We start from the raw sequence: 26,225 nt of genomic DNA on the forward strand, positions 1-26,225 counted from the left end.
CAAATAGCCGCGAAACCTTTGTGACGGGAGACGAGTGGGTTAGGATCGCACCCCGAAATGGTGCAGCCCTTTTTGCGCGCCTATCTCATAAGAATCGTTCAGGGGACTTGATGATGAAAAAGTATCTTTCGATGCTGCTGCTTGGCGTCACCGCGCTGGTCGCGGCCAATGCTGCCCAGGCGGGTGCTATCGATGATGCGGTCAAGCGCGGCACGCTGAAAGTCGGCATGGACCCGACCTACATGCCGTTCGAAATGACAGACAAGCGCGGCGAAATCATCGGTTTTGAAGTCGACATCCTCAAGGCCATGGCCAAGTCCATGGGCGTCAAGCTGGAACTGGTGTCCACCGGCTACGACGGCATCATCCCGGCCTTCCTGACCGGTAAGTTCGACATGATCGGCAGCGGCATGACCCTGACCCAGGAACGCAACCTGCGCCTGAACTTCAGCGAACCCTTTATCGTGGTCGGCCAGACCCTGCTGATCCGCAAGGAGCTGGAAGGCACCATCAAGTCGTACAAAGACCTGAACGACGAGAAGTACCGCCTGACCTCCAAGCTGGGCACCACCGGTGAGATGGTCGCCAAGAAGCTGATCTCCAAAGCCAAGTACCACGGCTATGACAACGAGCAGGAAGGCGTGCTGGACGTGGTCAACGGCAAGGCCGATGCCTTTGTGTATGACGCGCCTTACAACGTGGTTGCCGAGAAGAAAGTCGGCAACGGCAAGCTGGTGTTCCTGGACGAACCCTTCACCTTCGAGCCGTTGGCGTTCGGCCTGAAGAAAGGCGACTACGACAGCATCAACTTCATCAACAACTTCCTGCACCAGATCCGTAACGACGGCACCTACGATCGCATCCATGACAAGTGGTTCAAGAGCTCCGAGTGGCTCAAGGACATGGAATAAGGCCTAGACCGAGTTGCCTGTAGCGCAGGCAAGCCAGCTCCCACCGTTGGAATGCGTTCCCCTGTGGGAGCGGGCTCGCCCGCGATGACGGCCTGCCAGGCGATACATATCCCGGAACCTGAAATGAAACAGAAAAAAGCCCAATGGCCCTGGCACCTGCTGACCGTGGTCGTGCTTGTCGGCCTGGCCGGCGCCTTGTACTACGCCACCTCGCTGATGTCCTACGAGTGGCGCTGGAACCGCGTACCGCAGTACTTCGCCTACCAGGCCGAAACGTCGCAGCGCGCGGCTGACATCTCCACGGTGGTCGAGTTGGTGCGCAAAGGCGATGTGGCCGAGGTGACCCTGCGCAACGACGCAGGCGCCGAGCAAACGCTGACCGTTGCCGAGAACAGCCTGCAAGTGGCGCGCGGCGACGATGTCGCAGAAGGCGATGTGGTCGGTGTGACCCGGCAGTGGGCGCTGGGGCCGCTGATGTGGGGCTTGTGGACCACGCTGTGGCTGTCGGTGGTGTCGGGCATCCTGGGCCTGGTGATTGGCCTGGCGACCGGCTTGTGCCGTTTGTCCAGCAACCCGACCCTGCGGGATCTGTCGACGATCTACGTCGAACTGGTACGCGGTACGCCGCTATTGGTGCAGATCTTCATTTTCTATTTCTTTATCGGTACGGTGCTCAACCTGTCCCGGGAGTTCGCCGGGATCGCCGCGCTGTCGCTGTTCACCGGCGCCTATGTGGCGGAAATCGTCCGCGCCGGCGTGCAGTCCATCACCCGTGGCCAGAATGAAGCCGCGCGGTCCCTGGGCCTGAGTGCCAGCCAGTCAATGCGCCACGTGGTGTTGCCGCAGGCCTTCAAGCGCGTGCTGCCGCCGCTGGCCGGGCAATTTATCAGCCTGGTGAAAGACACGTCCCTGGTCTCGGTGATCGCGATTACCGAGCTGCTCAAGAGCGGCCGTGAAGTGATCACAACCTCGTTCTCGCCGTTTGAAATCCTGTTCTGCGTCGCAGGCCTGTACCTGCTGATCAACCTGCCGCTGTCGAAAATGGCCAGCCGGCTTGAGCGGAGGCTCGCGCAAAGTGATTGAAGTCCGCGATCTGGTAAAAGTCTTCGACACCCGTGGCCACGTGGTCCGCGCGGTGGACCACGTCACCACCCAGGTGGCCAAGGGCGAAGTCCTGGTGGTGATCGGCCCGTCCGGCTCCGGCAAGTCCACGTTCCTGCGCTGCCTTAATGGCCTGGAAGCGTTCGACTCAGGCTCGGTGAGCATCGACGGCCTGCAACTGGCTGATCCGAAAACCGACGTGAACGCCTACCGCCGTGAAGTCGGCATGGTGTTCCAGCACTTCAACCTGTTCCCACACATGACCGTGCTCGAAAACCTGTGCCTGGCGCAAAAAGTCGTGCGCAAGCGCGGTAAGCAGGAACGTGAGGCCAAGGCCCTGGCGCTGTTGGAAAAGGTTGGTATTGCACAGAAGGCCAATGAGTTTCCCTCTCGCTTGTCCGGCGGCCAACAGCAGCGGGTCGCCATCGCCCGCGCCCTGGCAATGGAACCCAAGGTGATGCTCTTTGATGAGCCTACCTCGGCGCTGGACCCGGAAATGGTCGGCGAAGTGCTGGACGTGATGAAGACCCTGGCCCTGGAAGGCATGACCATGGTCTGCGTCACCCACGAAATGGGCTTTGCCCGTGAAGTGGCTGATCGGGTGCTGTTCTTCGACCATGGCAAGTTGCTGGAGGATGCAGCCCCGGCCGAGTTCTTCGACTCACCGAAAGACCCACGGGCGCAGGCGTTCCTGCGCCAGGTGTTGTAAGCCTCAGAGCCTGAACTTGCCGACCAGGGTTTGCAGGTCCAGGCTCAGCCCCATCAACTGAGCGCTCGCCGCCGCCGTTTCCTCGCTGGCGGCGGCTGTTTGCTCTGATACATCACGCACCTTCAACACACTGCAATTGATCTCTTCGGCCACCGCGCTCTGCTGCTCGGCGGCGGCGGCAATCTGCGGGTTCATTGCCTGGATGACGGAGACCGTGCGGGCAATCGCCGCCAATGCGTCGCCGGCGTCGCGGGTCAGGCCGACACTGCAGTCGGTAAGGTGGCGGCTACTGTCCATGATATCCGCCACCTGCTGGGTGCCGGTGTTCAGGCCAAGGATCAGCCCTTCGATTTCTTCCGCCGATTCCTGGGTGCGCTGGGCCAGGCTGCGCACTTCATCGGCCACTACGGCAAACCCTTCGCCAGCCGTGCCGGCGCGTGCCGCCTCAATGGCGGCATTCAGCGCCAGCAGGTTGGTTTGTTGAGAGACCGACTTGATCACGTCCAGCACGCTGCCGATCTTCTGGCTTTCGTGTTGCAACGCCAGCATCGCTCGGCCCGAAAGGGCCATCTCATCCGCCAACTGGCCAATCTGTTCAATGGCCTGCGCCACCACGTTGTCCCCAGCACTGGCTTGCAGGTCGGCTTCATTCGCCGCGATTGACGCTTGCTCGGCGTGTCGGGCGACTTCCTGGGCGGTGGCGAGCATTTCGTTCATGGCGGTAGCCACCTGATCGGTTTCGCTTTTCTGGTTGATGATGCCGGTGCGGGTCTGCTCGGTGACTGCCGATAGCTGCGTGGCGGCACTGGCGATATGGTGGGCGCTGTCACCGATGCCGCTGATCAGCCTACGCAGGCTGCGGGTCATGTCACTGAAGGTGTGTTGCAACTGGCCCAACTCATCGCGGCGCTCTATCTGGATATCGTGACTGAGATCGCCGTGCGCGATGCGATGGGCGGATAACAACACCTCGCGCAGTGGCACAGCGATCTGCCGAGCGATCCACCACGCCGCCAGGGTACCAAGCAGCAGGGCGGCCACCGTGACGCTGATGAGCAGTGTTCGCGTGGCGTCCGCTTCCCTGTCGCGTTGGAGGGCCTGGCTCTGGCTGACTGACTCGGTGTGTTCGAGCAACTGGTTGAGCTGCTGTTCAAACCGATTCTGCGCAGTTTCTGTGGTGAGTTGAGCGTCCTTGAGCGCTATGAGTTGCGTACGATAGTTCGTCAGGTCGGTTTCAAGCAGGGTGGAGTCGGCCGGCAACTGAGCCACGGCGGCCTGGGCGACGTCCAAGGCGTCGAGGGTCTTGTCGACGGTGTCGGCATAGGCTGGCAGAGACTCGGCTGCCCAGGCAGGGCTTTGGGTCCGATCCTCGGCCAGCTCCATGGCCTGGCGCAGATTTTCTACCGCATCCAGCGCCTGCCGGTCATTCTGGTCAGGCAATTCAATGGCCAATCGTGTGAGGGTGTCACTGGCCTGGAGCGCCGTCGCATGCAGGGGCGGCCGCGTGCCTTCGCGCTGTTCGATCAAGGGTGGCAGTTCCACCAGTGCCGTTTTGAAGTGGTTGGCCAGGCCTTGCGCTTCCTGGATACGTTGCAGGTCATCCGGGTCTTTCACTCGGTTCGACAGGTGGTCCAAGTGTCGATCGATGTGGGCAATCTGTTGTTCCATTTTTCCCAGGCTGGCGATGTCCGCAAGCGTTCGGTAAACGATACGGTCTGCGCGCATGGCTTCGGCCACGACAGCCATCTGGCCCAAGGTCGTCAGGTTGCTTGAACGAAACAGCAAGGCATTCAAGGCTTGCCAACCGGTCACGGCGATGGCGAAGCTGAGGATCAGCACCAGGCCAAATCCCAGGGCGAGCTTGAGGTGGACGCTGGCGTCGGCCAGCAAGCGGGTGAGCGGAGAAAACATGGTGGGCCTCCGAATCCGAAAAAGCGTTTCGCAACAGAGGAAACGCTAATTCGATTCGGAGTATTGCTGGGCTGATAACTGCGTAGGAAATTTCACAAACTATTGGTTAGATGCGGAAACGCCCGACCAGTGTTTGCAGATAAATACCCAGGCGTGCCAGTTCGGCGCTGGATGCGGCGGTCTCTTCACTGGCCGACGAGGTTTGTTCCGACACATCGCGCACGTTCAACACACTGCGGTTGATTTCTTCGGCCACTGCACTTTGCTGCTCGGCGGCGGTGGCGATCTGCGAGTTCATCGCCTGGATAGTCGAGACCGTACGAGTGATGCTCGCCAAGGCGCTACCGGCCCGGCGGGTCAATTCGACGCTGCTGTCGGTGAGGCCACGGCTGTTGTCCATGATGGTCGCCACCTGCTGCGTGCCGTTTTGCAGGCCGACGATCAGCTCCTCGATCTCTTCCGTGGACTTCTGCGTGCGCTGGGCCAGGCTACGCACCTCGTCGGCCACTACCGCGAAGCCACGCCCGGCTTCACCGGCACGCGCAGCTTCAATCGCGGCGTTGAGGGCCAGCAGGTTGGTTTGCTGGGCCACGGACTTGATCACGTCGAGCACGCTGCCGATCTTGTCGCTTTCGCGTTTCAGATCGCCCATGGCCACGGTGGAGTTACCCACTTCGGTGGCCAGGCGTTCGATCTGGGCGATGGCTTCGCCGACCACTTTGTCGCCTTCACGGGCCTGCTGGTCAGCGGCCACGGCGGCCTCGGAGGCTTCCTCGGCGTTGCGCGCAACTTCCTGCACGGTAGCGGCCATCTCGTTCATGGCGGTGGCCACCTGGTCGGTCTCGACCTTCTGGCTGTTGACCCCGGCGCTGGTCTGTTCGGTCACGGCCGACAGTTGTTCGGCGGCGCTGGCGATCTGGGTGACGCCATCGCTGATACCACCGATCAGCTCACGCAGGCCGACGGTCATGCTTTGCATGGCGCGTTGCAGTTGGCCCAGTTCGTCCTGGCGCAAGGACGTCAGGTTGTGGCTCAGGTCGCCCGAGGCCACGCGTTCGGCCACCTGGAGCGTCTGGTTCAGCGGAATGATGATCTGGCGGGTGATGGCCCAGGCGGCGACCAGGCCAAAGATCAGCGCCAGTAACGTGGCCAGCAGCAGGAAGTTCTTGGCTTGCGCGGCGTCGGTGTCGCGCACCACGGTCTGCGAGACAGTGAGTTTCTCACTGTGGCCGAGCAGGGTATCGCCCTCGGCGGTCATGTTCTTCAGGGCTGCGGCGCTGGCAACCTGAGAGTCGCGATACTGGCTGACGGCGTCGCGGTAAGCTTGCAACGACACGCTGGCTTCCTGCAGGTTGGCCTGGTACTGCGCCGGCAGTTGCCCTTGGAGTTCGGTGATTTTCTTCAGGGCATTGTCGATGGCATCCAGGGCCGGTTGCTCGGCCTCGACTTTGCCGCTGTAGGTGTAGCCGCGTACTTGGAAGCGCGATTGCTGGATCAGTTTGCTCAGGTCGACCACGCTATTGAACTGCGTGACGCTGTCGCCTTGCAGCAGGGACTTCTCGACTTCATTGATCTTGGCCACGGCGTTGTCGGCGGTGTCGCCAAGCTTGCTGCGCGCACCTTCACGCTTGAGCCCGGCCTGGACCATGGCGCCGAAAGCCTTTTTGTATCGACCCAAGGCCTCCTGTTGCTGCTCCACCAGGGCCTTGTCAGCGGGTTGCTCGATCAGATCGGCGGCTTTTTTCAGGCCAGTGTCCAACTGAGCGATCAGGCCGTTGACCGCGTCCGTGCCTTGTTCGCCGCGACGCATTTCGAAGTCCAGGCGTGCCAGGCGCAGGTCTTTGGTCAGCCCGTTGAGGCTGGAGATAAAGCCCAGCTTATCGCCCCGACTGATCACATCGCCCAGGCCGGTCCAGCCGGTAAAGGTGATCATTAATGTCAGCAGCAATACCAGGCCGAAGCCCACGCCGAGTTTGGTTTTGACGCTGACATTCCCCAGTTTTTCGGCTAACCAACGATACATGCTGCGAACTCCCCTGGAACAAGGCTTGGACTTATTCAGGGGTTATCGGCAGGTTGGTAACATTCTGTAGTGGCCGGCTTGCCTGCGATGGCGGCCTGACAGCCGACCACTCTCTTCCTGCCACCCCGCGATCCAACTGTGGGAGCGGGCTTGCCCGCGAAGGCGCCCTGACAGCCAACCACCATCTAACTCTCACCCCGCGATCCAAAAATGTGGGAGCGGGCTTGCTCGCGAAGGCGCCCTGACAGCCAACCACTATCTACCTGTCGCCCCGCGACCCAACCGTGGGCGCGGGCTTGCCCGCGAAGGCGGCCTGACAGCCAACCTGGAGGTTGGATCAGACCGGGTACATATCCGTTATTTAGGCAACGGCTGCTATGGGTTCCGCCCTTACGGCGGGTAACTTTTGGAAAAGAGCCCGGAATGCCGGCCCAGCCAAAAGTCACCAAAAGGGCTCTTGCCCCAACACTCGGCACCTCGCCTAGGCTCGGTGTGCCCGTAATCCGACAGTGATTTGGGGGGCCGCCGCCACGCGCCCTCCATGGCGCGGGGCGGCTAAACCGGCATCCCCGCCGGTTTACCCCCCAAATCCCTGTCGAATTCCGGCCAGCGTGTTTGATGGGAAGCCTGAGATCAGGATCAAGAGCAAGAGCGGCTCGCTTCGCATCGTGGTTAGGGGGGGGTGACAGCGTTGTGTAGATACCTGTGCTTAACGCCGGCTCCTGCAGGGGAGGTGGTGTTAGAACAGTCTCGCGAGCAGGGCGGTGACGGCGGTTTCGACGCGCAGGATGCGTGCACCGAGCTGTACGGGCTGTAATCCGGCTTTGGCCAGCAGGTCGACTTCGTAGGGGATCCAGCCGCCTTCCGGGCCGATTGCCAGTGTCACTGGCTCCTCCAGCCCACGTGGGCACGCGGGGTAATCGCCCGGGTGGCCGACTAGGCCCAGGGTGCCTTCGGTCATGGCCGGCAGGCGGTCTTCGACGAACGGTTTGAAGCGCTTTTCGATGACGATCTCGGGCAGAACCGTGTCCCGCGCTTGTTCAAGGCCGAGGATCAGTTGCTCGCGAATCGCCTCGGGCTCCAGGAACGGGGTTTGCCAGAAGCTCTTTTCGACCCGGTAGCTGTTGACCAGTACGACCTTGGGCACACCCATGGCGGCCACAGTCTGCAGCACCCGACGCAGCATTTTCGGGCGCGGCAGGGCCAGTAGCAGCGTCAGCGGCAGCTTGGCGGGCGGGGGCTGGTCGAAACTCACCTGCAGTTCGGCTTCACGGGCTTCCAGGCGCACGAGTTGCGCATTGCCCATCAACCCGCCGATGCGGCCGACGCGCAGGCTGTCGCCGACGGCCGCGCGGTGGACTTCCTGCATGTGCACCAGGCGCCTATCGCGCAGCACCACGCGGTCGGCCGCGATAAAGTCGGCCTCTTCCAGCAGCAGCAGGTTCACGGCTGGGTCGCTGGCGGCTGGTCGTCGGGCTGGTCATCCGGGTGTTCGCCGCGCTTGCTGATCAAGCCGCTGAACAGGATGCCAATCTCGAACAGCATCCACATCGGCACAGCCAGCAATGTCTGGGAGAAGATGTCCGGCGGCGTGAGGATCATGCCGACCACGAAGCAGCCGATGATCACGTACGGACGGATTTTCTTCAGGTACTTCACGTCGACCACGCCGATCCATACCAGCAGTACCACGGCCACCGGGATCTCGAAGGCAACGCCAAAGGCGAAGAACAGCGTCATCACGAAGTCGAGGTAGCTGGTGATGTCCGTCATCATTTCCACCCCGGCCGGGGTGGCGGCGGCGAAGAACTTGAAGATCAGCGGGAACACCAGGAAGTAGGCGAACGCCATGCCGGTGTAGAACAGCAGGATGCTCGACACCAGCAACGGCACGGCGATGCGCTTCTCATGCTTGTACAGGCCCGGTGCGATAAAGCCCCAGATCTGGTGCAGGATCACCGGGATCGCCAGGAACAGCGAGACCATCATGGTCAGCTTCAACGGCGTGAGGAAGGGCGATGACACATCGGTGGCGATCATCGTCGCACCCGCTGGCAGATACTGGCGCAGTGGCGTCGAGACGAACGTATAGATCTGCTGGGTGAAGGCAAACAACCCGGCAAAGATGATGAAGATGGCCGCTACGCAACGCAGCAGGCGGGTACGCAGCTCGGTGAGGTGCGAGACCAGTGGCATATGCTGGTCGTTTTCCGGTTTATCAGCGCTCATGGGGCTCGCGGCGGCAATGTAGGGTCATGGGGCGCGGGCGACGCGGCAGGCGTCGGCGCAGGCTCGGTTGGCGCGGTTGGTGCCACGGGTGCTGCTTCAGTCGCGCCAGGCACGGTGCTGTTGTCGCCCACAGGCGCCGCCGGCTTGGCGGGCTCCTGCACGGGCGACAGGATCTTCCGTGCTTCCTGCTCCAACGACAGAATGTGTTCGTTGTGCAGTTGCCGGCGGATCTCGTCGGCACCGATTTCCCGTTCAACTTCCTGTTTGATGGCGTTGAAACTGCGTTTCAGGCGCCCGATCCATAGGCCGGCCGTGCGCGCGGCACCGGGCAGGCGTTCCGGCCCCAGTACCAGCAGGGCCACAAGGCCGACGAGGAGCAGTTCAGAGAAGCTGATACCAAACATTAGTCAGTGCTCACGAGTCTTTGCGGGTCGGCTCTTCGACTTTCTCAGCCTGTACGTCGAAGGTACGACGCTCGGTGATCGGCTGGGTGGCCTGGGGGTGCACAGGCTGCGCCGGCGGTACCGGGTTGGCGGCAGGTTCGGCGGGCTTTTCATCGTCGTTCATGGCTTTGCGGAAGCCCTTGATCGATTCGCCCACGTCAGTGCCCAGGTTCTTGAGTTTCTTGGTGCCGAACACCAGTACCACTACCACCAGAATGACGATCCAGTGTTTCCAGTCAAAAATGCCCATGCTGCAAATCCTCTAGTCTTAGTTATTCAGGCGGACGGGCGCGAGGCCTTCTCGGCATGCCCTGACAAGCCGAAGCGACGGTCCAGTTCATCCAGCACTGCCTGCGGATGCTGCCCCAGTTGGGCGAGCATGACCAGGCTATGGAACCATAGGTCGGCGGTTTCGTAGATGACATCGCTGCAGTCGCCGCTGATTTGCGCGTCCTTGGCGGCGATGATGGTCTCGACGGATTCTTCGCCGAGTTTTTCCAGGATCTTGTTCAAGCCCTTGTGGTACAGGCTGGCGACATAGGAGCTGTCGGCGTCCGCGCCTTTGCGGTCTTCGAGCACCTGTGCCACGCGGTTGAGGGTATCGCTCATGTCTAGTGTCCTGCGGAGTAGATGGCGTGCGGGTCTTTGAGCACCGGTTCCACAACCTTCCATTCGCCATTCTCGAATACGCGATAGAAGCAGCTGTGTCGGCCGGTGTGGCAAGCGATGTCGCCGATCTGCTCGACCTTGAGGATCACCACGTCGGCGTCGCAGTCGATGCGCATCTCGTGCAGGGTCTGCACGTGCCCGGACTCTTCGCCCTTGCGCCACAGTTTGCCACGCGAGCGTGACCAGTAGATGGCGCGCTGCTCAGTGGCGGTGAGGCTCAGGGCCTCGCGGTTCATCCAGGCCATCATCAACACGCGCCCGGTCTTGTAGTCCTGGGCAATGGCCGGCACCAGGCCGTCACTGTCCCACTTGATCTCGTCCAGCCAGTCTTTCATGTTCGGCTCCGGCAATTTGCGACAGTGTATAACCGGATTGGCTATCGACGCACGATCAGATAAACACCCACGGCGACCATGATACCGGCCGGCCAGTGGCCCAGTTGGTTCAGCGGGCCACCGATGGCCAGCATCACCCCACCGACCAGGTGAGCAGCACCCAGCAGGCGCAGGAACCAGTCGTCCTTGGGCTTTTTCCAAGGCGGCGCCGGGTCCTTGGCGTGGGGCTGGGACATGCGCTCCAACAGGTCTCGGGTCATGTTGGCCAGGTGCGGCAGTTGTTCCATCTGGCTATGCAGGTTGCCCAGCACGGTTTTCGGGCTCATCCGCTCGCGCATCCAGCGTTCCAGGAACGGCTGCGCGGTGTTCCACAGGTCGAGGTCCGGGTACAGCTGACGGCCCAGGCCTTCGATGTTGAGCAAGGTTTTTTGCAGCAATACCAACTGCGGCTGCACTTCCATGTTGAACCGCCGCGCGGTCTGGAACAGGCGCATCAGCACCTGGCCAAAGGAAATATCTTTTAACGGTTTTTCGAAGATCGGCTCGCACACGGTGCGGATCGCCGCTTCGAATTCATTGAGCTTGGTTTCCGCCGGCACCCAGCCCGAATCGATGTGCAACTGCGCCACGCGGCGGTAGTCGCGCTTGAAGAAGGCGAACAGGTTGCGCGCCAGGTAGTCCTGGTCTTCCGGCGTCAGGCTGCCGACGATGCCGCAGTCGATCGCGATGTACTGCGGGCTCCACGGGTTGACGGTGCTGACGAAAATGTTGCCCGGGTGCATGTCGGCGTGGAAGAAACTGTCGCGAAATACCTGGGTAAAGAAGATCTCCACACCACGCTCGGCGAGCATCTTCATGTCGGTGCGCTGGTCGGCCAGGGTCGCGAGGTCGGTGACCTGCACGCCGTAGATGCGCTCCATCACCAGTACTTTCGGACGGCACCAGTCCCAATACACTTGCGGCACGTACAGCAGTGGCGAGCCTTCGAAGTTGCGCTTGAGCTGGCTGGCATTCGCTGCTTCGCGCAGCAGGTCGAGTTCGTCGTAGATGGTTTTTTCGTAGTCGGCCACTACGTCCACCGGGTGCAGCAACCGTGCATCGGCAGAGAGTCGCTCGGCGGCGCGGGCGAGGATGAACAGCCATGCCAGGTCCTGGCCGATGATCGGCTTGAGGCCGGGGCGGATCACCTTCACCACCACTTCTTCGCCAGTCTTGAGCTGCGCCGCGTGCACCTGTGCGACCGATGCCGAGGCCAGCGGGTCGACGTCGAAGCGGCTGAATACTTCGCTGATCTTCTTGCCCAGCTGTTCTTCAATGAGCTTCATCGACTGCTGGGAGTCGAACGGTGGCACGCGATCCTGCAGCAGCATCAGCTCATCGGCGATGTCCTCGGGCAGCAGGTCGCGGCGTGTCGAGAGGATCTGCCCGAACTTGATGAAGATCGGCCCCAGGTCCTGCAGCGCGAGGCGCAGGCGCGCGCCACGGCTCAACGCCAGCTGTTTGCGCGGGAACCAGCGCCACGGCAGTACGTAACGTACCGCGAGCAGGAACCAAGGCAGGGGCAGGGCGAACAGCAGGTCATCGAGACGGTAGCGGATTACGACGCGCTGGATACGAAACAGACGGCGGACGGCGAGCAGCTTCATGCGTTATCGCTTGGATCAAGGGAACGGCTCAGGCGCTCGAAGCGTGCCTCGAGGCGTTCCAGGTCGATTTTGGCCTTGTCGAGTTCACGAAAGCGCGCTTGCGCTTCCCGCTGCCCGACCAGGGTGCGCGATTCTTCGCTCAGGTATTCGGCGAGGTTCTGGTTGAGGCTGGCGAACCCCTGCTGGTACCAGCGCGAGCGGCTGCGCAGGTGCCCGCTGATCAACTGGGTGGCCACCGGGCCGACCCAACGGGACAGCTCGTATTCCCAGTCCAGTTCCAGGTCTTGCAGCACGGCGGCCAGGTCCATCAGTACCGAACTGTCGCCTTCCAGTTCCACTTCGGCACTGTGCAGGATGGCAGTCTTGTTGCGGCTCACGGCCAGGTGCAACAGGCTCGAAGCCGGCGCACGCAGGGTGCAGTCGGCTTCAGCGGCCCAGTCGCCCGCGAGCAGCAGGCCTTCATCGCTGGGCAGGATAAACAGCTGCAAGGCGGGGCTGCGGCAGTCGACGGCAATGATCTTGCCGTTGAGGTGCGCCAGCCGCGCCAGGGCGGTGCTGTCCAGGCGCAATACACGGTTGAGGCCGTGTTCAACGCTGGCGAGAAGACCTTTGAGCAACATCAGGGCTTGATGCCGCGGTGCAGGGCGACGATGCCCGAGGTCATGTTGTGGTAGGTCACGCGGTCGAAACCGGCTTCTACCATCATTGACTTCAGGGTTTCCTGGTCGGGGTGCATGCGGATCGACTCGGCCAGGTAGCGGTAGCTCTCGGCGTCATTGGTGATCAGCTTGCCCATCAATGGCATGAACGCGAAGGAGTAAGTGTCGTAGACCTTGGACATCAGCGCGTTGGTCGGCTTGGAGAACTCCAGCACCAACAAGCGGCCACCCGGCTTGAGGACGCGCAGCATCGAGCGGATCGCGTCTTCCTTGTGGGTCACGTTGCGCAGGCCGAAGGCGATGGTCACGCAGTCGAAGTGGTTGTCGGGAAACGGCAGCTTTTCAGCGTCGGCCTGCACGAACTCGATGTTGCCGGCCACGCCCTTGTCGAGCAGGCGGTCACGGCCGACCTTGAGCATCGAACCGTTGATGTCCGCGAGGACCACCTGGCCGGTCGGGCCGACAAGCTTGGAGAACTTGGCTGCCAGGTCGCCCGTACCGCCGGCGATATCGAGTACGCGGTTGCCGGTGCGAACACCCGACAGCTCGATGGTGAACCGCTTCCACAGGCGGTGCATGCCGCCCGAGAGCACGTCGTTCATCAGGTCGTACTTGGCCGCTACGGAATGGAACACCTCAGCGACTTTTTCCGCTTTCTGGCTTTCCGGGACGTTCTTGAAGCCGAAGTGAGTGGTGGGTTCGGCATCGCTGCCTTTGCGCTGATCAGTCATATCGCTGTCACCAAAAGAGAATGCGGGACATGATAATCCCCAAGGCTTGCTTTGTCTTGGCAAGGCTGAAGGTAAGATGGGTGGTCACCGAGACCTTTTGCCGCATCGAAGGTATTCACATCCGTATAAAGAGGAGTCATTGCAATGGCCCGTATAACCGTTGAGCGTGCACATTCCCTGGGTAAAGAAGGGGCACGCGCAAAGGCCGACAAGTTGGCGCACAAACTCAAGGAGCAATATGGCCTCGAGCCGTCCTGGTCCGGCGATACCTTGAACCTCAAGCGTTCGGGGGTTAAAGGCACGGTCGTCGTCGCCGATGATTCGCTGCGCATTGATGTGGAACTGGGGCTGTTGATGTCGGCCATGAGTGGCACCATCAAGTCCGAAATCGAAAAAGCCCTGGATAAGGCATTGGCCTGATCCAAGTGTTCTTAGGGTGCCGATTCTAATTTTCCAGCCTACTTTGTGCCCAAGCCCTCAACTCCTGTGGGCCGTTCCTCCCCCCTATTCTGAGTGAGGTGCACCATGGCCAAAGTTATCCTGAAGAAAAAAATCGACGCCCAGACCACGACCTTGAGCGACGTTAAATCCTACGCCCGCAAGATCTGGTTGGCAGGACTGGGTGCCTACGCCAAGGTTGGAAGCGAGGGCAGCGATTACTTCAAAGAGCTGGTTAAGACTGGTCAACATGTTGAAAGTAAAGGCAAAAAAGTTGCAGTTGAACAACTTGAGGCCGCCAACAGTCAGATTGATCAAGTCAAGAGTAATGTCTCCTCTGTCAAAGGCCTGGTAGAAGTTCAGCTGGATAAAGTTGAAAAAGCTTTTGATACTCGTGTTGCCAGTGCCTTGAATCGAATCGGCATTGCGTCTAAACATGACGTTGAGACACTCTCTGCTAAGCTCGAAGAGCTGACGACATTGCTAGAACGTGTCGCGCGTAAACACTAAGGAGACATCGGGATGGCTGTTAAAAAGACTACTCAGAAAGAAGGCAGCTCGTGGGTCGGGGAAGTTGAAAAATATTCCCGTAAGATCTGGCTTGCTGGTTTAGGCGTGTACTCGAAGGTTAGCAGTGACGGCGGCAAGTACTTCGAGACTTTGGTCAAGGACGGCGAGAAGGCCGAGAAGTTGACCAAAACCACCGTGGGTAAAAAAGTTGAAGCGGCCAAGGCAACTGCCGGTTCCGCCAAGTCGAGTATTTCTGACACGTGGGGCAAGTTGGAAGAGACGTTCGACAAGCGCCTTAACAGTGCCATTTCGCGACTGGGCGTGCCGAGCAAGGCCGAGCTGAAAACGCTGCACAGCAAGGTCGATACCCTGACCAAGCAAATTGAAAAACTCACCGGCGCAAAAGTGGCTCCGGCGAAAACCGCAGCGGCCAAACCTGCTGCCAAGCCAGCCGCTAAAACCGCAGCGGCCAAACCTGCTGCAAAAACTGCCGCCAAGCCTCTGGTAAAAGCTGCCGCCAAGCCGGCTGCCAAACCTGCGGCCAAGGCGCCCGCCAAAGCGGCTGCCAAACCCGCCGCCAAGCCGGCCGCTAAAACGGCAGCGGCCAAACCGGCCGCCAAGCCGGCTGCCAAACCTGTAGCCGCTAAAGCTGCTGCCAAGCCTGCTGCTAAACCTGCAGCCAAGGCCGCCGCTAAACCCGCCGCCAAACCAGCGGCCAAAACCGCCGCCGCCAAACCCGCTGCCAAACCGGCGGCTGCGAAACCTGCAGCCAAGCCGGCCGCTGCCAAGCCTGCGGCAAAACCAGCCGCCGCGAAGAAACCCGCAGTGGCGAAAAAACCAGCAGCAGCCAAGCCTGCCGCTGCGGCAAAGCCTGCTACTGCTGCGGCGCCAACCACCTCGACAGCCAACTCGGTATCCGCACCGACTCCAGCTGCCGTGAACCCGACTGTAACGCCGGCGACCCCGACGCCATCCAGTCAGTCCTGATTGTCCAGGACCTGAGAAAATGCCCGGCCTGCAAAGGTCGGGCATTTTTTTTGCCTGCGCGCAGCCTGGCTGCTGCCTCAGGCCCTGTCAGTTGTAAGTGATCGAAACGGTAACGGCGCTGGCCAGGGTGCCGGCTGTGACGGTTGCACCGGTCTTGAAGTACGTTGCCCTGAGCGGCATCACGGCCTTGTTGCTGCTGGTCGCGATCGTACGGCTGCGTTGGGCGACAGTACCGTTTGCGGGGATGTCTGCAATGCCACGGTGCGACAGCCAGAGGCCCGTTCCCGCGGAGGTCCCCGTGTTGCTGAACATCGCGCCGTTGCCCACCGCGGGCGTACCCGTGAACAGGAAAATCACGTTACGAATATCCGACTCGCAATCGGCGGAAATGTCGAAGTCGAGCCCTCCCGCCGCGACGGCTGAGTCGAAGTCGGAAACCTTGACCGGCGGCAGTGTCACGCTACGGTTCGCGTCACCGGCGGCCAGGTTGCACGTGCCGGCGTTGACCTGGCCAACAAAGCGCAAGGTGCCCGTGGTGGCGGCCTGCGCGGCGTTACCAGCCAGGCCCGCGGTGATGGCCAGAAGAAGGGTAAGAGGTCGGATGTTCATCAGTCAGTCCTTGTTTTTTCAGTTGTAGGTGATGTTGACAGTGGCGGTGCTGGCCAGCGTGCCTTGGCTGACCGTGCCGTTCCTGTGATAGGCGGCACCGAGGGGCAATACCGCACGATTGCCGGATACAACCAGCGTGCGTGTGTTGCCGTTGCCACCGGGGGTAATGGTCTGGCCAATGCCATTGATGCGTGAATACAGCCACAGCGCTATGCCGCTGGCAGTGCCGGTATTGGCGAAGAGCAGGTCATTGCCGGGCGCGGGGGCACCGGTGAATTGAAAGGTGACGTTGGAGGCATCGCTGCAATTGGCGGTCAGCTCGAAATGGTGTTCGCCCGCGTACACCGAGTCTCTTAGCGCGCTGGCTTGTATGGGGGGCAGTGTGAGGGTGCGGTTGACGTCGCCGGTCGCCAGGTTGCACGTGGCGGCGGGCCTGACGAAGCGTATGGCGTTGTTGATGTTTAGCCGGAAGATGCCTGCGGGTGGGCCGATATTGCGCATGCTGTGGCTCCAGATGGTGCCGGCAGGCACTACCCCGTCCGTGACCGGCCCGATTTTGATGAACCTCGCTTCTGCATTCGTGAAGATGGGATGCCTTCCGACAGGCATTACGGTTTCACCGCTTGTGAACGCATAGAGGCTGGTCGATGGGCGGGCATCGGTGATCGTGATAAGGATGCCGACGCCTGGTGCTTCGGTGCGCCAGGCGTAGGGGGGCGTCGGTGTCTGCATCCCGTTGTAACGCCCGTAAATCGAGACCAGGGTACTGGTGGCGCAATTCATGAAGCGTCCGGGAACAACGCCGCTGAAGGCGGTGCGGGTGATCTCAGCGCCCACGGGAAGGCTGTCGGGTACGGTGATCGTGGCGGGCAGCCTGAGCTCATGGGTAGAGTTCATGTAACTGTCGCACGCCGCTTGAACAGTGCCCGGCAGGCTCAGCACGAGCAGTGTCGAAAGAAGTGTGGTGGACTGTTTCATCTTTATTCCTGCAATAAGAAATAGGGCGACAGCAGGCGCGTGGCGCGCCTGTGTCACATCAACCGCTCGTAGGGGTTACGCACGTGCCTGCGTCCAAGTGGCGCAAACGCGGGCTGCCATCAGCCAGCGACTGCGTATCCAGGCCGTATTGCAGCCGGCAGGAGGCGCTGGCATCCGCCCCCCACTTGACGGTTAATCGTCCCTGCGTGCGGGCGACGCGTACAAAGGCTTTGCCGCCCTGTCCGACAATGCCGACGCTGGCGCCGTCCTCGTCGAATACATCCGAACCGAACGGCAGGGCACCGCCGTCCTCGCGCAATGCCGTGATCAAGATGGCCTGGCCGCTGACGGTATCGAAGTGCAGTTTCACCACCGAGCCTGCGCGGGGCGCGACGTTCTGCGCGGCGGTCTTGAGCTCGACGTCCACCGACAAGTCCTTGGGGTCCAACTCGACCACGTTCTGGCGATACGGTGTGAGGTGCGGCACGATCGCATAACCATTCCCGCCGACTTGGGCGCCGTGGTTGCCGTTGATCCGCGCCCCCTGTGCATCCGATGCCTGGACGATGCCCAGGGTGTCGCCCAACTCCGGGGCGAAGGTCACGCCGCCGGCGTGGACGACGACACCGCCGGTCATGCCGAAGGACGCCGCACGATGCGAGTTGCTCTGCCCATAGCCGGCAGACAGCACGCCGTGGCTGGCCTGATACTTCATGTCGGCACTCGTGGCATTACCGCTGCCTTGCGTGCGTGTACCGCCGACCCCATAGGTGAATTCGCTGCGTTCACCCAGGCTGCCGCCCAGGTTCACGCGCTCGCCACTGCTTTGATTGCCGCGATACGCTGCGCTGGTCAGGGTGGGCGAGCGTGCACCGCTGCCCAGCGGGAAGCTCAGGGACAGCTCCACTTGTTTGTCGACCCGATCGCTCAGCAAGTCCTTGGTGCGTTGTGCGCTTACGGTGTAGTGCAGGCCCTTCCAACTGCTGGTGTACCCCGTGGTAAACGTCAGGTTGCCGCTTTTGCGGTTCCAGTAGTTTTGCGAAGAGCCCGTCAGGTACACCGAACCGTTGCCCAGGCTTTGGTTGAGGCTGATGTCCATCCGGTCCCGCAGGCGCGAGACGTTGTCCAGGTTGAGCCCGTCGATCGCGAGGCCGCGGACCCGTGCGGCGTCGGCCACGTTTAGGAAACCCTCCGTGGAGTAGCGATAGGCCCCCAGGGCAAAGTGAGTGCCGGTGTCGGTGAAGTTCTTGCTGTAGCGCAATTGGACGCTTCGTCCCTCACGGGCTTCGTGACCGGGAAGCTTTGCGCTCGAATTGGTCAGGTCGAGCGACAGCGCGCCCAACGGGGTATTGAACGCCGCGCCCACTAACTGCGACTGGTAGTCCTCGCCCACTACCGCGCCGGTGTAGCCGGTCAGCAGGTTGCTGAGGCCATGCTGGTAGGTCGCTTGCATCAACGTGGGAGGGTGACGCAGGCCAATCTCGTCCAATTGGCCGACACTCAGGGCGTAGCGGCTATAGCCCGCGCGCAGGAGGTTGGCGTTGGCGGCGAACGGCACAATGAACTCTCGTTGGCGACCATCGGCCTCGGTGACCGTGACTGTCAGGTCGCCGCCATAGCCGGTGGGAAACAGGTCGTTGAGCACAAACGGGCCGGGGGCGACAGACACTTCATCCAGCAGTACGCCGCGTTGGCGTACAGTCACCCGGGCATTGGTCTCGGCAATACCCCGTACAACGGGCGCAAAACCGGTCTGGGAATCCGGCAGCATCCGGTCATCGCTGAACAGGCTGGCGCCGCGCAGGCGCACGCTGTCGAACAGTTCACCTGGGGTAAAGATCTCGCCGACCACCAACTGTGAGCGCAGTGGGCTCAGTTCGCGCTGTACGTAAGTGCTGCTGCTTTGGTATCCCGAACCGATCGCGGTGCGGCTGAAGCTACCATTGTGACGCCAGTGCCACTCGCCCAGGTTTAGGCCGCTGTTCACCCCCAGGTAATGGGAGTTGATGGAGCGACCATTGGCCTGTGCCGCAAAGGTATTGGCGTTGTAGCGCACAAAGGCGGCATCGACTCCGCTGTCCCAGTGTTTGGGGTCCACGTATCCCCGTGCCTGGCGTGCCAGGTAGACCTGTGGAACCTGCAGCGTCAGGCGGTTTTCGCCAGGGTCGAATTGGCTGTGGCTGCCTGGCAGGTAACTCGCGACGTCTTCGCACGCTGCAAACGGCGCGGCGGCCGGCTGGTCGACTTCAGCAGGTTGATTCAGCGGTGCGTCCAAGTCGATGCCAAACCTGACCAGTGCTTCACGCTCAAGGCACATTTGCGCCGAGTCCCGGCCTTCGACCGCCACGAAGGACAAGGTCTCGCGCCCGATCCATTGGCCATTGAGGTAGACGTCGACACGGTAACTGCCGGGCAGCACGACGTTGCCTTGGCTGAACCTGGAAACATCAACCTGCTTGCCATTCGCACCGTTCGGAAAAAAGGCAGGGTTGAACTCGACATTCTCGACACCGTGGGCGGTCATGGCAGTGGCGCCACTGAGCAGCAACAGGCAACGCGCCGTTCGCACCCAACGATGGCCTGGTAATGACCGGATTCTTACGCTGGCGCGCATGTTCAAACTCATGTTTACCATTCCCAAAATAGGCACTGTCTGAATCCGGGCATAGGGAAGCCCTGCCCGGGTAAACGGGCATCAAACAACCGTGTTCATTGAAGTGAGTGATGGAGGCGGCATTGCCTGCAAAGGTGTTGGCCGGGTGCCGCGCAGGTCGCGTCTCTAGGCCGTCATGACGAGACCTTGGCGCTGTGTGCAGTCTTCACCCCGAAGTCGTCGAGCGTCTGGAACTCGACAGTGGCCGCATTGCCCGGTGGCGCCTTGAGATCGGGCAGTTCAAAGCGGTTGCGTGCACCGGGGGCCACCATGTTTTGCGCGCCAGATTTGGCAGCCTTGCGGGCGTGGCGTTGCTGCGACTCCAGCACGTCGATCTGCTCGAAGGTCACGTGATAAGGCGTGGGGTTGTAAACCTCCAGGATTTGGCCTTGCTCGCTGGCTGCGCGACGCCACTGCAGTTTGCCCGGCGCGTCTTCGACACCGTAAGGCAGGTTGGGTGGGCGGAAGAACAGCTTGATGCGCGAGCGGAAAGCCAACTGCAATTGATTGCCTTGCTGGCCGCCCTGGGGTTGTGCAGGCACTTCCAGCAGGTTGAACCAAAACAGGCTTTCCTGTTCCGTCGGCAACTGCTCGCCGGTGTACGCAAGGCGCACGACCTGTTGTTTGCCAGGCTCCATGCGAAAGATGGGCGGCGTAGCCACGAAGGGAATGCCCGCCAGGTCCGGCGTGGAGTGCTCGTCACCGCTGTCCAGCCAGGCCTGGATCAGCACCGGTGCCTGGTTTTTGCTTTCAAGCCGGACCGTCACCTCCTTATCGTTCTGCGGGTAGATAATCCGGGTGTTGTTGATGACAACGCTCGCGTGTGCCAGGGCTGTACCCGATAACATGGCGACCAGTGCCATGCACTTGATCGATCGATGCGACAGTGAGAGTGCGTTCATGGGAAAGGTCATCTCGCGGCCGAAGAGGTAAGCATTGCCGAATGGCGCACGCGGGCACCGTAGTCGCTGACGGTGGTGAATTCGACCTTGGGTACGCCGTTGGGGCGATCGCGCAGCTGCGGCAGCGCAAACAGCTTCACCGCGCCAGCCGGCATCAACAGGCCATCGTTGGCCTCCTTGTTTGGCGCTTTGCTGAACCGTTTGCCGTCGCTCAGCAAGTCCACCGTCGTGACGGAAATATGGTACGGCGTGGGGTTGGTCGCTTGCAGCGCGTAACCCTGGCCATCCTGGCCATGGGGCACCAACTGCCATTGCAGTTTGGCCGGGGCGCTGCCCACCGGGTAGGGCAATGCACGCGGGCGCAGGAACACACGCAAGCGGGTGCGGAATGCCAGTTCCAGGTTGTTTTGCTCGGCATTGGCTGAGCGTGGTGGGACCTCCAGCACGTTCAACCAGTACAGGCTTTCGTGGTCAGTGGGCAGCTGTTCACCGACATAGCGCAGGCGCAAGGCCTGTTGCTGATGAGGCTCAATGCGAAAGATCGGCGGCGAAAGGGTAAACGGCGTTTGTGCCGTCTGCGGTGTCGAGTCCAGTTCGCCCGTGTCCAGCCAGGTTTGCACCAGCGCCGGTCGGTCGCCTTTATTTTCCAGGCGTACGACGACTTCTTGCTGTTCGGCGGGAAAGATTACGCGGGTGCCGTAAATGATCACCCCTGCGCGGGCCGGTGTCGCTTGCAGCGAGAGCAACCCCAGCGCACAGGTGGCAAGCGCGAGGCAGGCCATTCTCTTCATAGTGTCGCAAGTCTCTTCTAATCAGGGGTGGGACCTGCCCGGATGCGGCAGGTCCGTTGCATGTGCGGCCCGCTTGCGCAGGCCCGAATGCCCCTTAGTCGGCGTACACGACCATAAAGCCGACGCGCGTCTTGACTGCTCCTTCCGTCGCGGCACCGCTGGCGTACATCTGCGCAGCCAGGGGAATGATTGCCTGGTTATCGGCGATCACCACGCCTTCCGATTTTTCGGTGTAGACGTTGATCGGCGAGCCGTTGCGGTTAGTCACTTCAACCTGGACGTTCTTGGCGTTGGTGGTGTCGGAGGGGTCATCGTAGCCATCGATGTTCAAGCGACCGGTCGCCACGTCAATGGCCGGGCTGGTAGGGTCGAACGCAACCATGGCGGTACGCCCGTTGGTGCAACTGCCTTCGCCTGGCGCGCCGATGCGAATGGTGAAGCCGGTGAGGTTGGCGCGGTCACCCGGGTTCGCCAGGCGCGCAGCGGAGACGCCACCCAGGTTGACGTCCTTGACCACCGCACCTGTGCCGGGCGCAGAGCCTTCAATGGTGCAGGTCACATCGTTGACCAGTCCGGTGAAGTTAATCGTGCCGTCATTGGCGGCGTGTGCGGTGTGCGATACAGCGGCGGCCAAGGCGGTAGCGGCCGCAAGGGCGGAGAGAGCGTTGAATTTCATAGTAGTCCCGATAGTGAATTGTCCGTGACCCGCCGTTTGAAGTTGCCAGTTGGCGGAGGTCTTAATGTGGGCCGGAACGTTAAGGCTCACTATAGAAATGCCACTAGATTTGCCTCGTGATTATTCGAAAAGAGTCTATTTGATTAAAATTAATTGTATTGACCGGCTAGGTAGGACGCGTCTGTAAGACGCTACTGAAAGATAAGGACTAATTTTTTTCCTGTGTTGAATCCAGGGTACCGCTGGGATATACCGAGCTCGTAATGAATAGAGAATGCTTGTGATGAGCGGTACTCACCTGTGCGGGTTTACGGATGCCTATTTCTTCCAATATGCACACCCTCATGTTGCTTGATGATCATGAGATGGTTAGACAGGGGATCGAATTAGGGCTGGAACAAGAGGCTGACCTCGAAGTCATCGGCTCTTTCGGCACGGGCAGGGAATTGCTGGAGGCGCTGGCCCGGCGCCCGGTGGATATCGTCGTCATGGACTTCAGCCTGGGGCCGTCCGACCTCGACGGCCTGGGCCTGCTCCAGACCCTGGGCCGACGTTTCGCGCAGTGCAAGCCTATCGTCGTGACGTCGCACTACACGCCCGCAGCGGTTTCACTGGCGCTGAAGGCGGGATGTTGGGGGGTGTTGGGCAAGACCCAAACGTTGACAGAGTTAATCACGGCAATACGAATGGTGGCCCAAGGCTGTATTTATTTGCAGCCTTGTATGCTGTCGGCACTTCAGGGTATGCAGCCCACTTGCGATATGGCGAACACGCGCGCGAAGAGGGAACCCTGTGCTTCAACTCCAGCAACTACCTGCCTCACGCCCAAGGAACAGGAAGTGTTGCGCTGCTTTCTGGACGGGATGTCCGTCAGCTCAATTGCGGCAAAGTTTTCACGCAGTGCAAGTACGATCAGCACCCACAAGCAATCGGCTTATCGAAAGTTGGGTATCAAGAGCGATAGCGAACTGTTCAAATTCACCCGGCAGTTTGGAGCGTCGTGACGGGAGGTCGCTGTAGGCGTTACTCACCGGCGTCGAGCGTCAATTAGTGTTATCCAGATAACGCAGCGCCCACCGCTCCGTCGCCTGCCGCGCGGGCGGTAACAGATGCGGCGCTACCAGCATCATGATCTGGTACACCACCACCTGCACCTCGCCTTCGCGGTCGAGAATCCGCTGGTAATCGAGGGAAAACAGCAGGGTCAGGGTGATCTGTTCCACCAGTTGCCCCAGTGCCTGGGTATCGCTGACCAATTGCCCATCGGCTTTCAATCGCGCCAGCAAGGAGGCGAGCGTGCGCTTGAGCGCGGTCAGCAGGTTGCGAATCCCCTTGGCCAGCTTCGGCAGGCGCCCAGCCAGGTTTGACAGGTCCTGGAACAAAAACCGGTAATGCGCCATGCGCTCGACGATCAGGTGCAGGAACAGCCAGTAATCCTGGGCTTCCAGTTGCGCATCCGCTGGCGGGTCGAGCAGGGGCGCCAGTTCATTCTGGAAGCGCTCGAACAGCCCCAGTACCAGTGGCTCCTTGCCATGGAAGTGATAGTAGAGGTTGCCGGGACTGATCCCCATTTCATTGGCCACCTCCATGGTCGACACGTTGGGTTCGCCCTTCTGGTTGAACAACTGCAGGGCACATTCAAGGATACGGTCGCGCGTCTTCATCCAGTCTTCTTAATGGGATCGTTGAGCTCAGCGCACCCGCACATAGGTGCCTGGTGCTGCTTCCATCGGTGGGTAGTTCTGGTTGCCCAGGGCGGTAAGGGTTTCGCGTTGCACGCCCGAGCGCTGTTGCACCCACGCCAGCCACTGCGGCCACCAACTGCCTTCGACGTGATTGGCATCGTAGTACCAGGCCCGTGGGTCGCTGCTCAGCTTGAGGTTCTCGACATAGTTGGCCTTGGGGTTGCCCGGCGGGTTGAGGATGCTCTGGATATGCCCGCTGTTGGACAGCACGAAGCGCCTTTCGCCCCCCAGCAATTGGGTGGAGCGATACACCGCGTCCCACGGCGTGATGTGGTCGTTGATCCCGGCCACGCTGAAGCTGTCCACGTTGACCTTCTGCAAATCAATGGGCGTACCGCAGACTTCCAGGCCGCCGGGGTGGCTCAATGGGTTGTGCTTGAAGAAGTCCAGCAGGTCGCCATGCAGCGCGGCGGGCAGGCGCGTGTTGTCGTTGTTCCAGTACAGGATGTCGAAGGCCGGCGGCTCCTTGCCCAGCAGGTAGTTGTTGATCCAGTAGTTCCAGATCAGGTCATTGGGGCGCATCCAGGCGAACACCTTGGCCATGTCGCGGCCATCCAGCACGCCTTGCTGGTAGGAACGGCGCTTGGCGGCTTCCAGGGCTTGTTCGTCGACGAACAACGTGGCGGGGCTGTCGATCTGGCTGTCCAGCAAGCTCACCAGGTAACTGGCGCTGGAGATCCGCCGCAGTTGGCGCTTGGCTTGCAGGTGGCCTTGCAGGGCGGCGATGGTCAGGCCGCCGGCGCAGGCGCCCATGAGGTTGACCTCGCGGGCGCCGGTGATGGCCCGGCAGACATTGAGGGCTTCTTCCAGCGCCGCAACGTAGGTGGACAGGCCCCATTCGCGATGCCTCACATCCGGGTTGCGCCAGCTGACCATGAAGGTCTGCAGGCCGTTTTTCAGGGCGTACTGCACAAAGCTGTTGGCCGGGCTCAGGTCGAAGATGTAGTACTTGTTGATCTGCGGCGGCACGATCAGCAGCGGCTTGGCGTACTGTTTTTCGCTCATGGGCTTGTACTGGATCAGCTCCAGCAGCTCATTGCGAAACACCACTGAGCCAGGCGTCGTCGCGACCGTCTTGCCCACCTCGAAGGCGTGCTTGCTGACCTGGCGCGGCAGGCCGTTGTTGTGCAGCAAATCCTCGAACAGGTTGCTGGCGCCGCGTACCACGCTGTTGCCGCCGGAGTTGAGCAGTTCCTTGATCGCCAAGGGGTTGAGCAAGGTATTGGAGGGGGAGACGGCATCATTGAGCAGGGCGAAGGCAAAATGGGCACGGGCGCGATCATCGGCGCTCATTGAGCTGTCATCGATCCAGTGCCGCGTTTGTTTCTGCCAGCTCAAATAGGCTTGCAGGCTGCGGCGGTACAGCGGGTTGAGGGCCCAGGTGGGGTCGGTGAAGCGACTATCGTGGGGGTTGGGTGCATGCACCGTCTCACCCAGCAGCACGCGGCCCAACTGGCCACCCAGGGCCAAGGCGTGGCGGGCAGTGTGCAGGGGGTTGCGCAAACCGTGGGCGGCGACGCTGCGTAGGGTCGACAGCAAATCTCGACCGCGCAGGCCGGTAATCGCATTTTGCGCATTGATGAACGCGGCAGGGGTGGGCGCCGGGTTCGTCACGGGTCTTTCTCGCATGAGCCAACACTCCTTCGTCAAGCCATCAACAGGCACGCCAATTCAGAACCATAGTCGGTTCTCGGCAAGTTGCGCGGCGGTGTGGTCCCTACACCGCAGGTCGTGGGTGAATCACGGCCCGCAAGCGCTCCTCCTCGAGAAATTTCATGATGATCGGTGCAACGGCTTCGGCCCGGGTGATCAGGAACAGGTGGCCGTCATCGATGATGTGCAGCTGTGCATTGGGGATGCGCCAGGCGAGCATGCGCATATTGATCAGCGGGATCAGTGGGTCGTCGTCCCCCGCCAGTACCAGCGTGGGTTGGCGGATCTTGTGCAGCCAATGGATGCTGGTCCAGCCCAGCCCCGCGAACAATTGCCAGTAATAGCCCAACTTGCCCGCCGAGCGCACTTTGCTCGCGTGTTCGGCGGCCAGTTTCGAATCGCGGCGGAACGAGCCGCCGTAAATCATCGGCGCGATCCGCACCACATGGGACGGTTGGATATAGCGGCGAGGGCTGGCCATCAGCCATAACACCTTGGGCTTGCCCGGCACCATGACCGCACCCGCCGCCGTGGCTGCGAGGATCAGTTTTTTACAGCGCTCCGGGTAGTCGTAGGCAAACTGCTGCGCCAACGCGCCGCCCCAGGACACCCCCACCGCATTCACCTGGCCATAGTCCAGGTAATCGAGCATACGAGCGGTGAGCTTGGCCAGGCCGGGAAAGCGGTATGGCCGGTTCGGTGTCGACGAACCGCCCACGCCGGGCACATCGAAGGCGATCACTTCAAGGTCCGGGTCCAGCGCCTGGACGAACGGAAACACCAGCTCAAGGTTGGCGCCGATGCCGTTGAAGATCAGCAACGGCGTCAAGTGAGGCTTGCCCGGGCGTACCGCCGTGCGGATGGTCTGGCCATCCAGGTCGATGGTACGGAAGATGAACGGTTGCGGCATGCTCAA

At 61.2% G+C, this 26,225-nt stretch carries 27 protein-coding genes and 1 pseudogene; 7 read left to right on the forward strand and 21 right to left on the reverse strand.

Features of this window, described 5'->3' with window-relative positions:
* The first annotated feature begins 113 nt into the window (after positions 1-113).
* The 3 genes from ATH90_RS01970 to ATH90_RS01980 all read left to right on the forward strand — a co-directional run bounded on the left by ATH90_RS01970 (position 114) and on the right by ATH90_RS01980 (position 2,721).
* Positions 114-911, forward strand: a complete 798-nt coding sequence (locus ATH90_RS01970; protein ID WP_034109369.1) for a transporter substrate-binding domain-containing protein — start codon at positions 114-116, stop codon at positions 909-911.
* 123 nt (positions 912-1,034) lie between these two features.
* Complete coding sequence (locus tag ATH90_RS01975) at positions 1,035-1,994, forward strand: amino acid ABC transporter permease (protein WP_034108808.1); 960 nt, start codon at positions 1,035-1,037, stop codon at positions 1,992-1,994.
* Complete coding sequence (locus ATH90_RS01980) at positions 1,987-2,721, forward strand: amino acid ABC transporter ATP-binding protein (protein ID WP_069021294.1); 735 nt, start codon at positions 1,987-1,989, stop codon at positions 2,719-2,721. The genes ATH90_RS01975 and ATH90_RS01980 overlap by 8 nt, the downstream gene beginning before the upstream one ends.
* 3 nt (positions 2,722-2,724) lie before the next feature.
* Here ATH90_RS01980 and ATH90_RS01985 read toward each other — a convergent pair whose 3' ends face one another.
* The 12 genes and pseudogenes from ATH90_RS01985 to ubiE all read right to left on the reverse strand — a co-directional run bounded on the left by ATH90_RS01985 (position 2,725) and on the right by ubiE (position 13,367).
* The gene (locus ATH90_RS01985) at positions 2,725-4,632 is read right to left on the reverse strand and encodes a methyl-accepting chemotaxis protein (RefSeq protein WP_098465608.1); all 1,908 of its coding nucleotides are present in this window, start codon (positions 4,630-4,632) and stop codon (positions 2,725-2,727) included.
* A 106-nt stretch (positions 4,633-4,738) separates the two neighbouring features.
* Positions 4,739-5,611, reverse strand: a complete 873-nt coding sequence (locus tag ATH90_RS29810) for a methyl-accepting chemotaxis protein (protein WP_392396927.1) — start codon at positions 5,609-5,611, stop codon at positions 4,739-4,741.
* Positions 5,597-6,655 (reverse strand): annotated as a pseudogene (locus ATH90_RS29815) (methyl-accepting chemotaxis protein); the annotation flags it as partial. The pseudogene ATH90_RS29815 and the gene ATH90_RS29810, both read right to left, overlap by 15 nt.
* A 739-nt stretch (positions 6,656-7,394) precedes the next feature.
* Positions 7,395-8,102, reverse strand: a complete 708-nt coding sequence (locus tag ATH90_RS01995) for a 16S rRNA (uracil(1498)-N(3))-methyltransferase (RefSeq protein ID WP_069021397.1) — start codon at positions 8,100-8,102, stop codon at positions 7,395-7,397.
* Entirely contained in the window at positions 8,099-8,884 is a 786-nt protein-coding gene (gene tatC / locus ATH90_RS02000) for a twin-arginine translocase subunit TatC (RefSeq protein WP_098465610.1), read from the reverse strand. Before tatC ends, ATH90_RS01995 begins: the two co-directional genes overlap by 4 nt.
* Positions 8,881-9,288: a Sec-independent protein translocase protein TatB gene (tatB, locus tag ATH90_RS02005; protein ID WP_098465611.1), complete on the reverse strand. Its 408-nt coding sequence runs from the start codon at positions 9,286-9,288 to the stop codon at positions 8,881-8,883. The genes tatC and tatB overlap by 4 nt, the downstream gene beginning before the upstream one ends.
* A gap of 10 nt (positions 9,289-9,298) precedes the next feature.
* Complete coding sequence (locus ATH90_RS02010; RefSeq protein ID WP_034105955.1) at positions 9,299-9,577, reverse strand: twin-arginine translocase TatA/TatE family subunit; 279 nt, start codon at positions 9,575-9,577, stop codon at positions 9,299-9,301.
* Positions 9,578-9,603: 26 nt separating this feature from the next.
* Positions 9,604-9,936 carry a phosphoribosyl-ATP diphosphatase gene (locus ATH90_RS02015; RefSeq protein WP_003209299.1) on the reverse strand — a complete coding sequence of 111 codons (333 nt, stop codon included), beginning with the start codon at positions 9,934-9,936 and terminating at the stop codon, positions 9,604-9,606.
* 2 nt (positions 9,937-9,938) lie between these two features.
* Positions 9,939-10,331, reverse strand: a complete 393-nt coding sequence (hisI, locus tag ATH90_RS02020; RefSeq protein WP_012721796.1) for a phosphoribosyl-AMP cyclohydrolase — start codon at positions 10,329-10,331, stop codon at positions 9,939-9,941.
* A gap of 41 nt (positions 10,332-10,372) precedes the next feature.
* A complete protein-coding gene (gene ubiB, locus ATH90_RS02025; RefSeq protein WP_098465612.1) occupies positions 10,373-11,977 on the reverse strand; it encodes a ubiquinone biosynthesis regulatory protein kinase UbiB in 1,605 nt (534 codons plus the stop codon).
* The gene (locus ATH90_RS02030; protein ID WP_098465613.1) at positions 11,974-12,597 is read right to left on the reverse strand and encodes a ubiquinone biosynthesis accessory factor UbiJ; all 624 of its coding nucleotides are present in this window, start codon (positions 12,595-12,597) and stop codon (positions 11,974-11,976) included. The genes ubiB and ATH90_RS02030 overlap by 4 nt, the downstream gene beginning before the upstream one ends.
* Positions 12,597-13,367, reverse strand: a complete 771-nt coding sequence (gene ubiE / locus ATH90_RS02035) for a bifunctional demethylmenaquinone methyltransferase/2-methoxy-6-polyprenyl-1,4-benzoquinol methylase UbiE (RefSeq protein WP_003171186.1) — start codon at positions 13,365-13,367, stop codon at positions 12,597-12,599. The genes ATH90_RS02030 and ubiE overlap by 1 nt, the downstream gene beginning before the upstream one ends.
* A 144-nt stretch (positions 13,368-13,511) precedes the next feature.
* On the opposite strand from ubiE, the gene ATH90_RS02040 reads away from it, so the two are divergent.
* From ATH90_RS02040 to ATH90_RS02050, 3 genes are all read left to right on the forward strand, one after another.
* A complete protein-coding gene (locus ATH90_RS02040) occupies positions 13,512-13,787 on the forward strand; it encodes a polyhydroxyalkanoic acid system family protein (RefSeq protein WP_016979171.1) in 276 nt (91 codons plus the stop codon).
* A gap of 105 nt (positions 13,788-13,892) precedes the next feature.
* Positions 13,893-14,315 (forward strand): phasin family protein, encoded by a 423-nt coding sequence (locus ATH90_RS02045; protein WP_034105950.1) that lies wholly within the window; start codon positions 13,893-13,895, stop codon positions 14,313-14,315.
* A gap of 12 nt (positions 14,316-14,327) precedes the next feature.
* Positions 14,328-15,302, forward strand: a complete 975-nt coding sequence (locus ATH90_RS02050; protein WP_098465614.1) for a phasin family protein — start codon at positions 14,328-14,330, stop codon at positions 15,300-15,302.
* 87 nt (positions 15,303-15,389) lie between these two features.
* Here ATH90_RS02050 and ATH90_RS02055 read toward each other — a convergent pair whose 3' ends face one another.
* The 6 genes from ATH90_RS02055 to ATH90_RS02080 all read right to left on the reverse strand — a co-directional run bounded on the left by ATH90_RS02055 (position 15,390) and on the right by ATH90_RS02080 (position 21,911).
* Positions 15,390-15,911 carry a fimbrial protein gene (locus ATH90_RS02055; RefSeq protein WP_034105948.1) on the reverse strand — a complete coding sequence of 174 codons (522 nt, stop codon included), beginning with the start codon at positions 15,909-15,911 and terminating at the stop codon, positions 15,390-15,392.
* 18 nt (positions 15,912-15,929) lie between these two features.
* Positions 15,930-16,889, reverse strand: a complete 960-nt coding sequence (locus ATH90_RS02060; RefSeq protein WP_098465615.1) for a fimbrial protein — start codon at positions 16,887-16,889, stop codon at positions 15,930-15,932.
* A gap of 58 nt (positions 16,890-16,947) precedes the next feature.
* A complete protein-coding gene (locus ATH90_RS02065; RefSeq protein ID WP_098465616.1) occupies positions 16,948-19,515 on the reverse strand; it encodes a fimbria/pilus outer membrane usher protein in 2,568 nt (855 codons plus the stop codon).
* A gap of 161 nt (positions 19,516-19,676) precedes the next feature.
* Positions 19,677-20,444, reverse strand: coding sequence for a fimbrial biogenesis chaperone (locus tag ATH90_RS02070; RefSeq protein ID WP_098465617.1), 768 nt, complete (start codon positions 20,442-20,444; stop codon positions 19,677-19,679).
* An 8-nt stretch (positions 20,445-20,452) separates the two neighbouring features.
* The gene (locus ATH90_RS02075; RefSeq protein ID WP_098465618.1) at positions 20,453-21,235 is read right to left on the reverse strand and encodes a fimbrial biogenesis chaperone; all 783 of its coding nucleotides are present in this window, start codon (positions 21,233-21,235) and stop codon (positions 20,453-20,455) included.
* 94 nt (positions 21,236-21,329) lie between these two features.
* On the reverse strand, positions 21,330-21,911 hold the full coding sequence (locus tag ATH90_RS02080) for a fimbrial protein (RefSeq protein ID WP_034105939.1): 582 nt from the start codon (positions 21,909-21,911) through the stop codon (positions 21,330-21,332).
* Positions 21,912-22,225: 314 nt separating this feature from the next.
* Between ATH90_RS02080 and ATH90_RS02085 the strand changes: the two genes are divergently transcribed.
* Positions 22,226-22,915 carry a response regulator transcription factor gene (locus ATH90_RS02085; RefSeq protein ID WP_234010380.1) on the forward strand — a complete coding sequence of 230 codons (690 nt, stop codon included), beginning with the start codon at positions 22,226-22,228 and terminating at the stop codon, positions 22,913-22,915.
* A gap of 39 nt (positions 22,916-22,954) precedes the next feature.
* Here the strand turns inward: ATH90_RS02085 and ATH90_RS02090 are convergent, their stop codons facing one another.
* The 3 genes from ATH90_RS02090 to phaZ form a co-directional block, all read right to left on the reverse strand.
* Positions 22,955-23,575, reverse strand: a complete 621-nt coding sequence (locus ATH90_RS02090) for a TetR/AcrR family transcriptional regulator (protein WP_034105937.1) — start codon at positions 23,573-23,575, stop codon at positions 22,955-22,957.
* A gap of 27 nt (positions 23,576-23,602) precedes the next feature.
* Entirely contained in the window at positions 23,603-25,285 is a 1,683-nt protein-coding gene (gene phaC, locus ATH90_RS02095) for a class II poly(R)-hydroxyalkanoic acid synthase (protein WP_034105934.1), read from the reverse strand.
* An 88-nt stretch (positions 25,286-25,373) separates the two neighbouring features.
* Positions 25,374-26,219 carry a poly(3-hydroxyalkanoate) depolymerase gene (gene phaZ, locus ATH90_RS02100; protein WP_025858688.1) on the reverse strand — a complete coding sequence of 282 codons (846 nt, stop codon included), beginning with the start codon at positions 26,217-26,219 and terminating at the stop codon, positions 25,374-25,376.
* Positions 26,220-26,225 lie beyond the last annotated feature (6 nt).

Source organism: Pseudomonas lurida (genome assembly GCF_002563895.1).
Classification (GTDB): Bacteria; Pseudomonadota; Gammaproteobacteria; order Pseudomonadales; family Pseudomonadaceae; genus Aquipseudomonas; species Aquipseudomonas lurida.

What these genes read in the sequence shown, in the direction of transcription:
- ATH90_RS01970 (WP_034109369.1), top strand. Translation starts at nt 114, where the DNA reads ATGAAAAAGTATCTTTCGATGCTGCTGCTTGGCGTCACCGCGCTGGTC.
- ATH90_RS01975 (WP_034108808.1), top strand. Translation starts at nt 1,035, where the DNA reads ATGAAACAGAAAAAAGCCCAATGGCCCTGGCACCTGCTGACCGTGGTC.
- ATH90_RS01985 (WP_098465608.1), bottom strand. Translation starts at nt 4,632, where the DNA reads ATGTTTTCTCCGCTCACCCGCTTGCTGGCCGACGCCAGCGTCCACCTC.
- ATH90_RS29810 (WP_392396927.1), bottom strand. Translation starts at nt 5,611, where the DNA reads ATGCAAAGCATGACCGTCGGCCTGCGTGAGCTGATCGGTGGTATCAGC.
- tatC (WP_098465610.1), bottom strand. Translation starts at nt 8,884, where the DNA reads ATGAGCGCTGATAAACCGGAAAACGACCAGCATATGCCACTGGTCTCG.
- tatB (WP_098465611.1), bottom strand. Translation starts at nt 9,288, where the DNA reads ATGTTTGGTATCAGCTTCTCTGAACTGCTCCTCGTCGGCCTTGTGGCC.
- ATH90_RS02010 (WP_034105955.1), bottom strand. Translation starts at nt 9,577, where the DNA reads ATGGGCATTTTTGACTGGAAACACTGGATCGTCATTCTGGTGGTAGTG.
- ATH90_RS02015 (WP_003209299.1), bottom strand. Translation starts at nt 9,936, where the DNA reads ATGAGCGATACCCTCAACCGCGTGGCACAGGTGCTCGAAGACCGCAAA.
- hisI (WP_012721796.1), bottom strand. Translation starts at nt 10,331, where the DNA reads ATGAAAGACTGGCTGGACGAGATCAAGTGGGACAGTGACGGCCTGGTG.
- ubiB (WP_098465612.1), bottom strand. Translation starts at nt 11,977, where the DNA reads ATGAAGCTGCTCGCCGTCCGCCGTCTGTTTCGTATCCAGCGCGTCGTA.
- ATH90_RS02030 (WP_098465613.1), bottom strand. Translation starts at nt 12,597, where the DNA reads ATGTTGCTCAAAGGTCTTCTCGCCAGCGTTGAACACGGCCTCAACCGT.
- ubiE (WP_003171186.1), bottom strand. Translation starts at nt 13,367, where the DNA reads ATGACTGATCAGCGCAAAGGCAGCGATGCCGAACCCACCACTCACTTC.
- ATH90_RS02040 (WP_016979171.1), top strand. Translation starts at nt 13,512, where the DNA reads ATGGCCCGTATAACCGTTGAGCGTGCACATTCCCTGGGTAAAGAAGGG.
- ATH90_RS02045 (WP_034105950.1), top strand. Translation starts at nt 13,893, where the DNA reads ATGGCCAAAGTTATCCTGAAGAAAAAAATCGACGCCCAGACCACGACC.
- ATH90_RS02050 (WP_098465614.1), top strand. Translation starts at nt 14,328, where the DNA reads ATGGCTGTTAAAAAGACTACTCAGAAAGAAGGCAGCTCGTGGGTCGGG.
- ATH90_RS02055 (WP_034105948.1), bottom strand. Translation starts at nt 15,911, where the DNA reads ATGAACATCCGACCTCTTACCCTTCTTCTGGCCATCACCGCGGGCCTG.
- ATH90_RS02060 (WP_098465615.1), bottom strand. Translation starts at nt 16,889, where the DNA reads ATGAAACAGTCCACCACACTTCTTTCGACACTGCTCGTGCTGAGCCTG.
- ATH90_RS02065 (WP_098465616.1), bottom strand. Translation starts at nt 19,515, where the DNA reads ATGAGTTTGAACATGCGCGCCAGCGTAAGAATCCGGTCATTACCAGGC.
- ATH90_RS02070 (WP_098465617.1), bottom strand. Translation starts at nt 20,444, where the DNA reads ATGAACGCACTCTCACTGTCGCATCGATCGATCAAGTGCATGGCACTG.
- ATH90_RS02075 (WP_098465618.1), bottom strand. Translation starts at nt 21,235, where the DNA reads ATGAAGAGAATGGCCTGCCTCGCGCTTGCCACCTGTGCGCTGGGGTTG.
- ATH90_RS02080 (WP_034105939.1), bottom strand. Translation starts at nt 21,911, where the DNA reads ATGAAATTCAACGCTCTCTCCGCCCTTGCGGCCGCTACCGCCTTGGCC.
- ATH90_RS02085 (WP_234010380.1), top strand. Translation starts at nt 22,226, where the DNA reads ATGCCTATTTCTTCCAATATGCACACCCTCATGTTGCTTGATGATCAT.
- ATH90_RS02090 (WP_034105937.1), bottom strand. Translation starts at nt 23,575, where the DNA reads ATGAAGACGCGCGACCGTATCCTTGAATGTGCCCTGCAGTTGTTCAAC.
- phaC (WP_034105934.1), bottom strand. Translation starts at nt 25,285, where the DNA reads ATGCGAGAAAGACCCGTGACGAACCCGGCGCCCACCCCTGCCGCGTTC.
- phaZ (WP_025858688.1), bottom strand. Translation starts at nt 26,219, where the DNA reads ATGCCGCAACCGTTCATCTTCCGTACCATCGACCTGGATGGCCAGACC.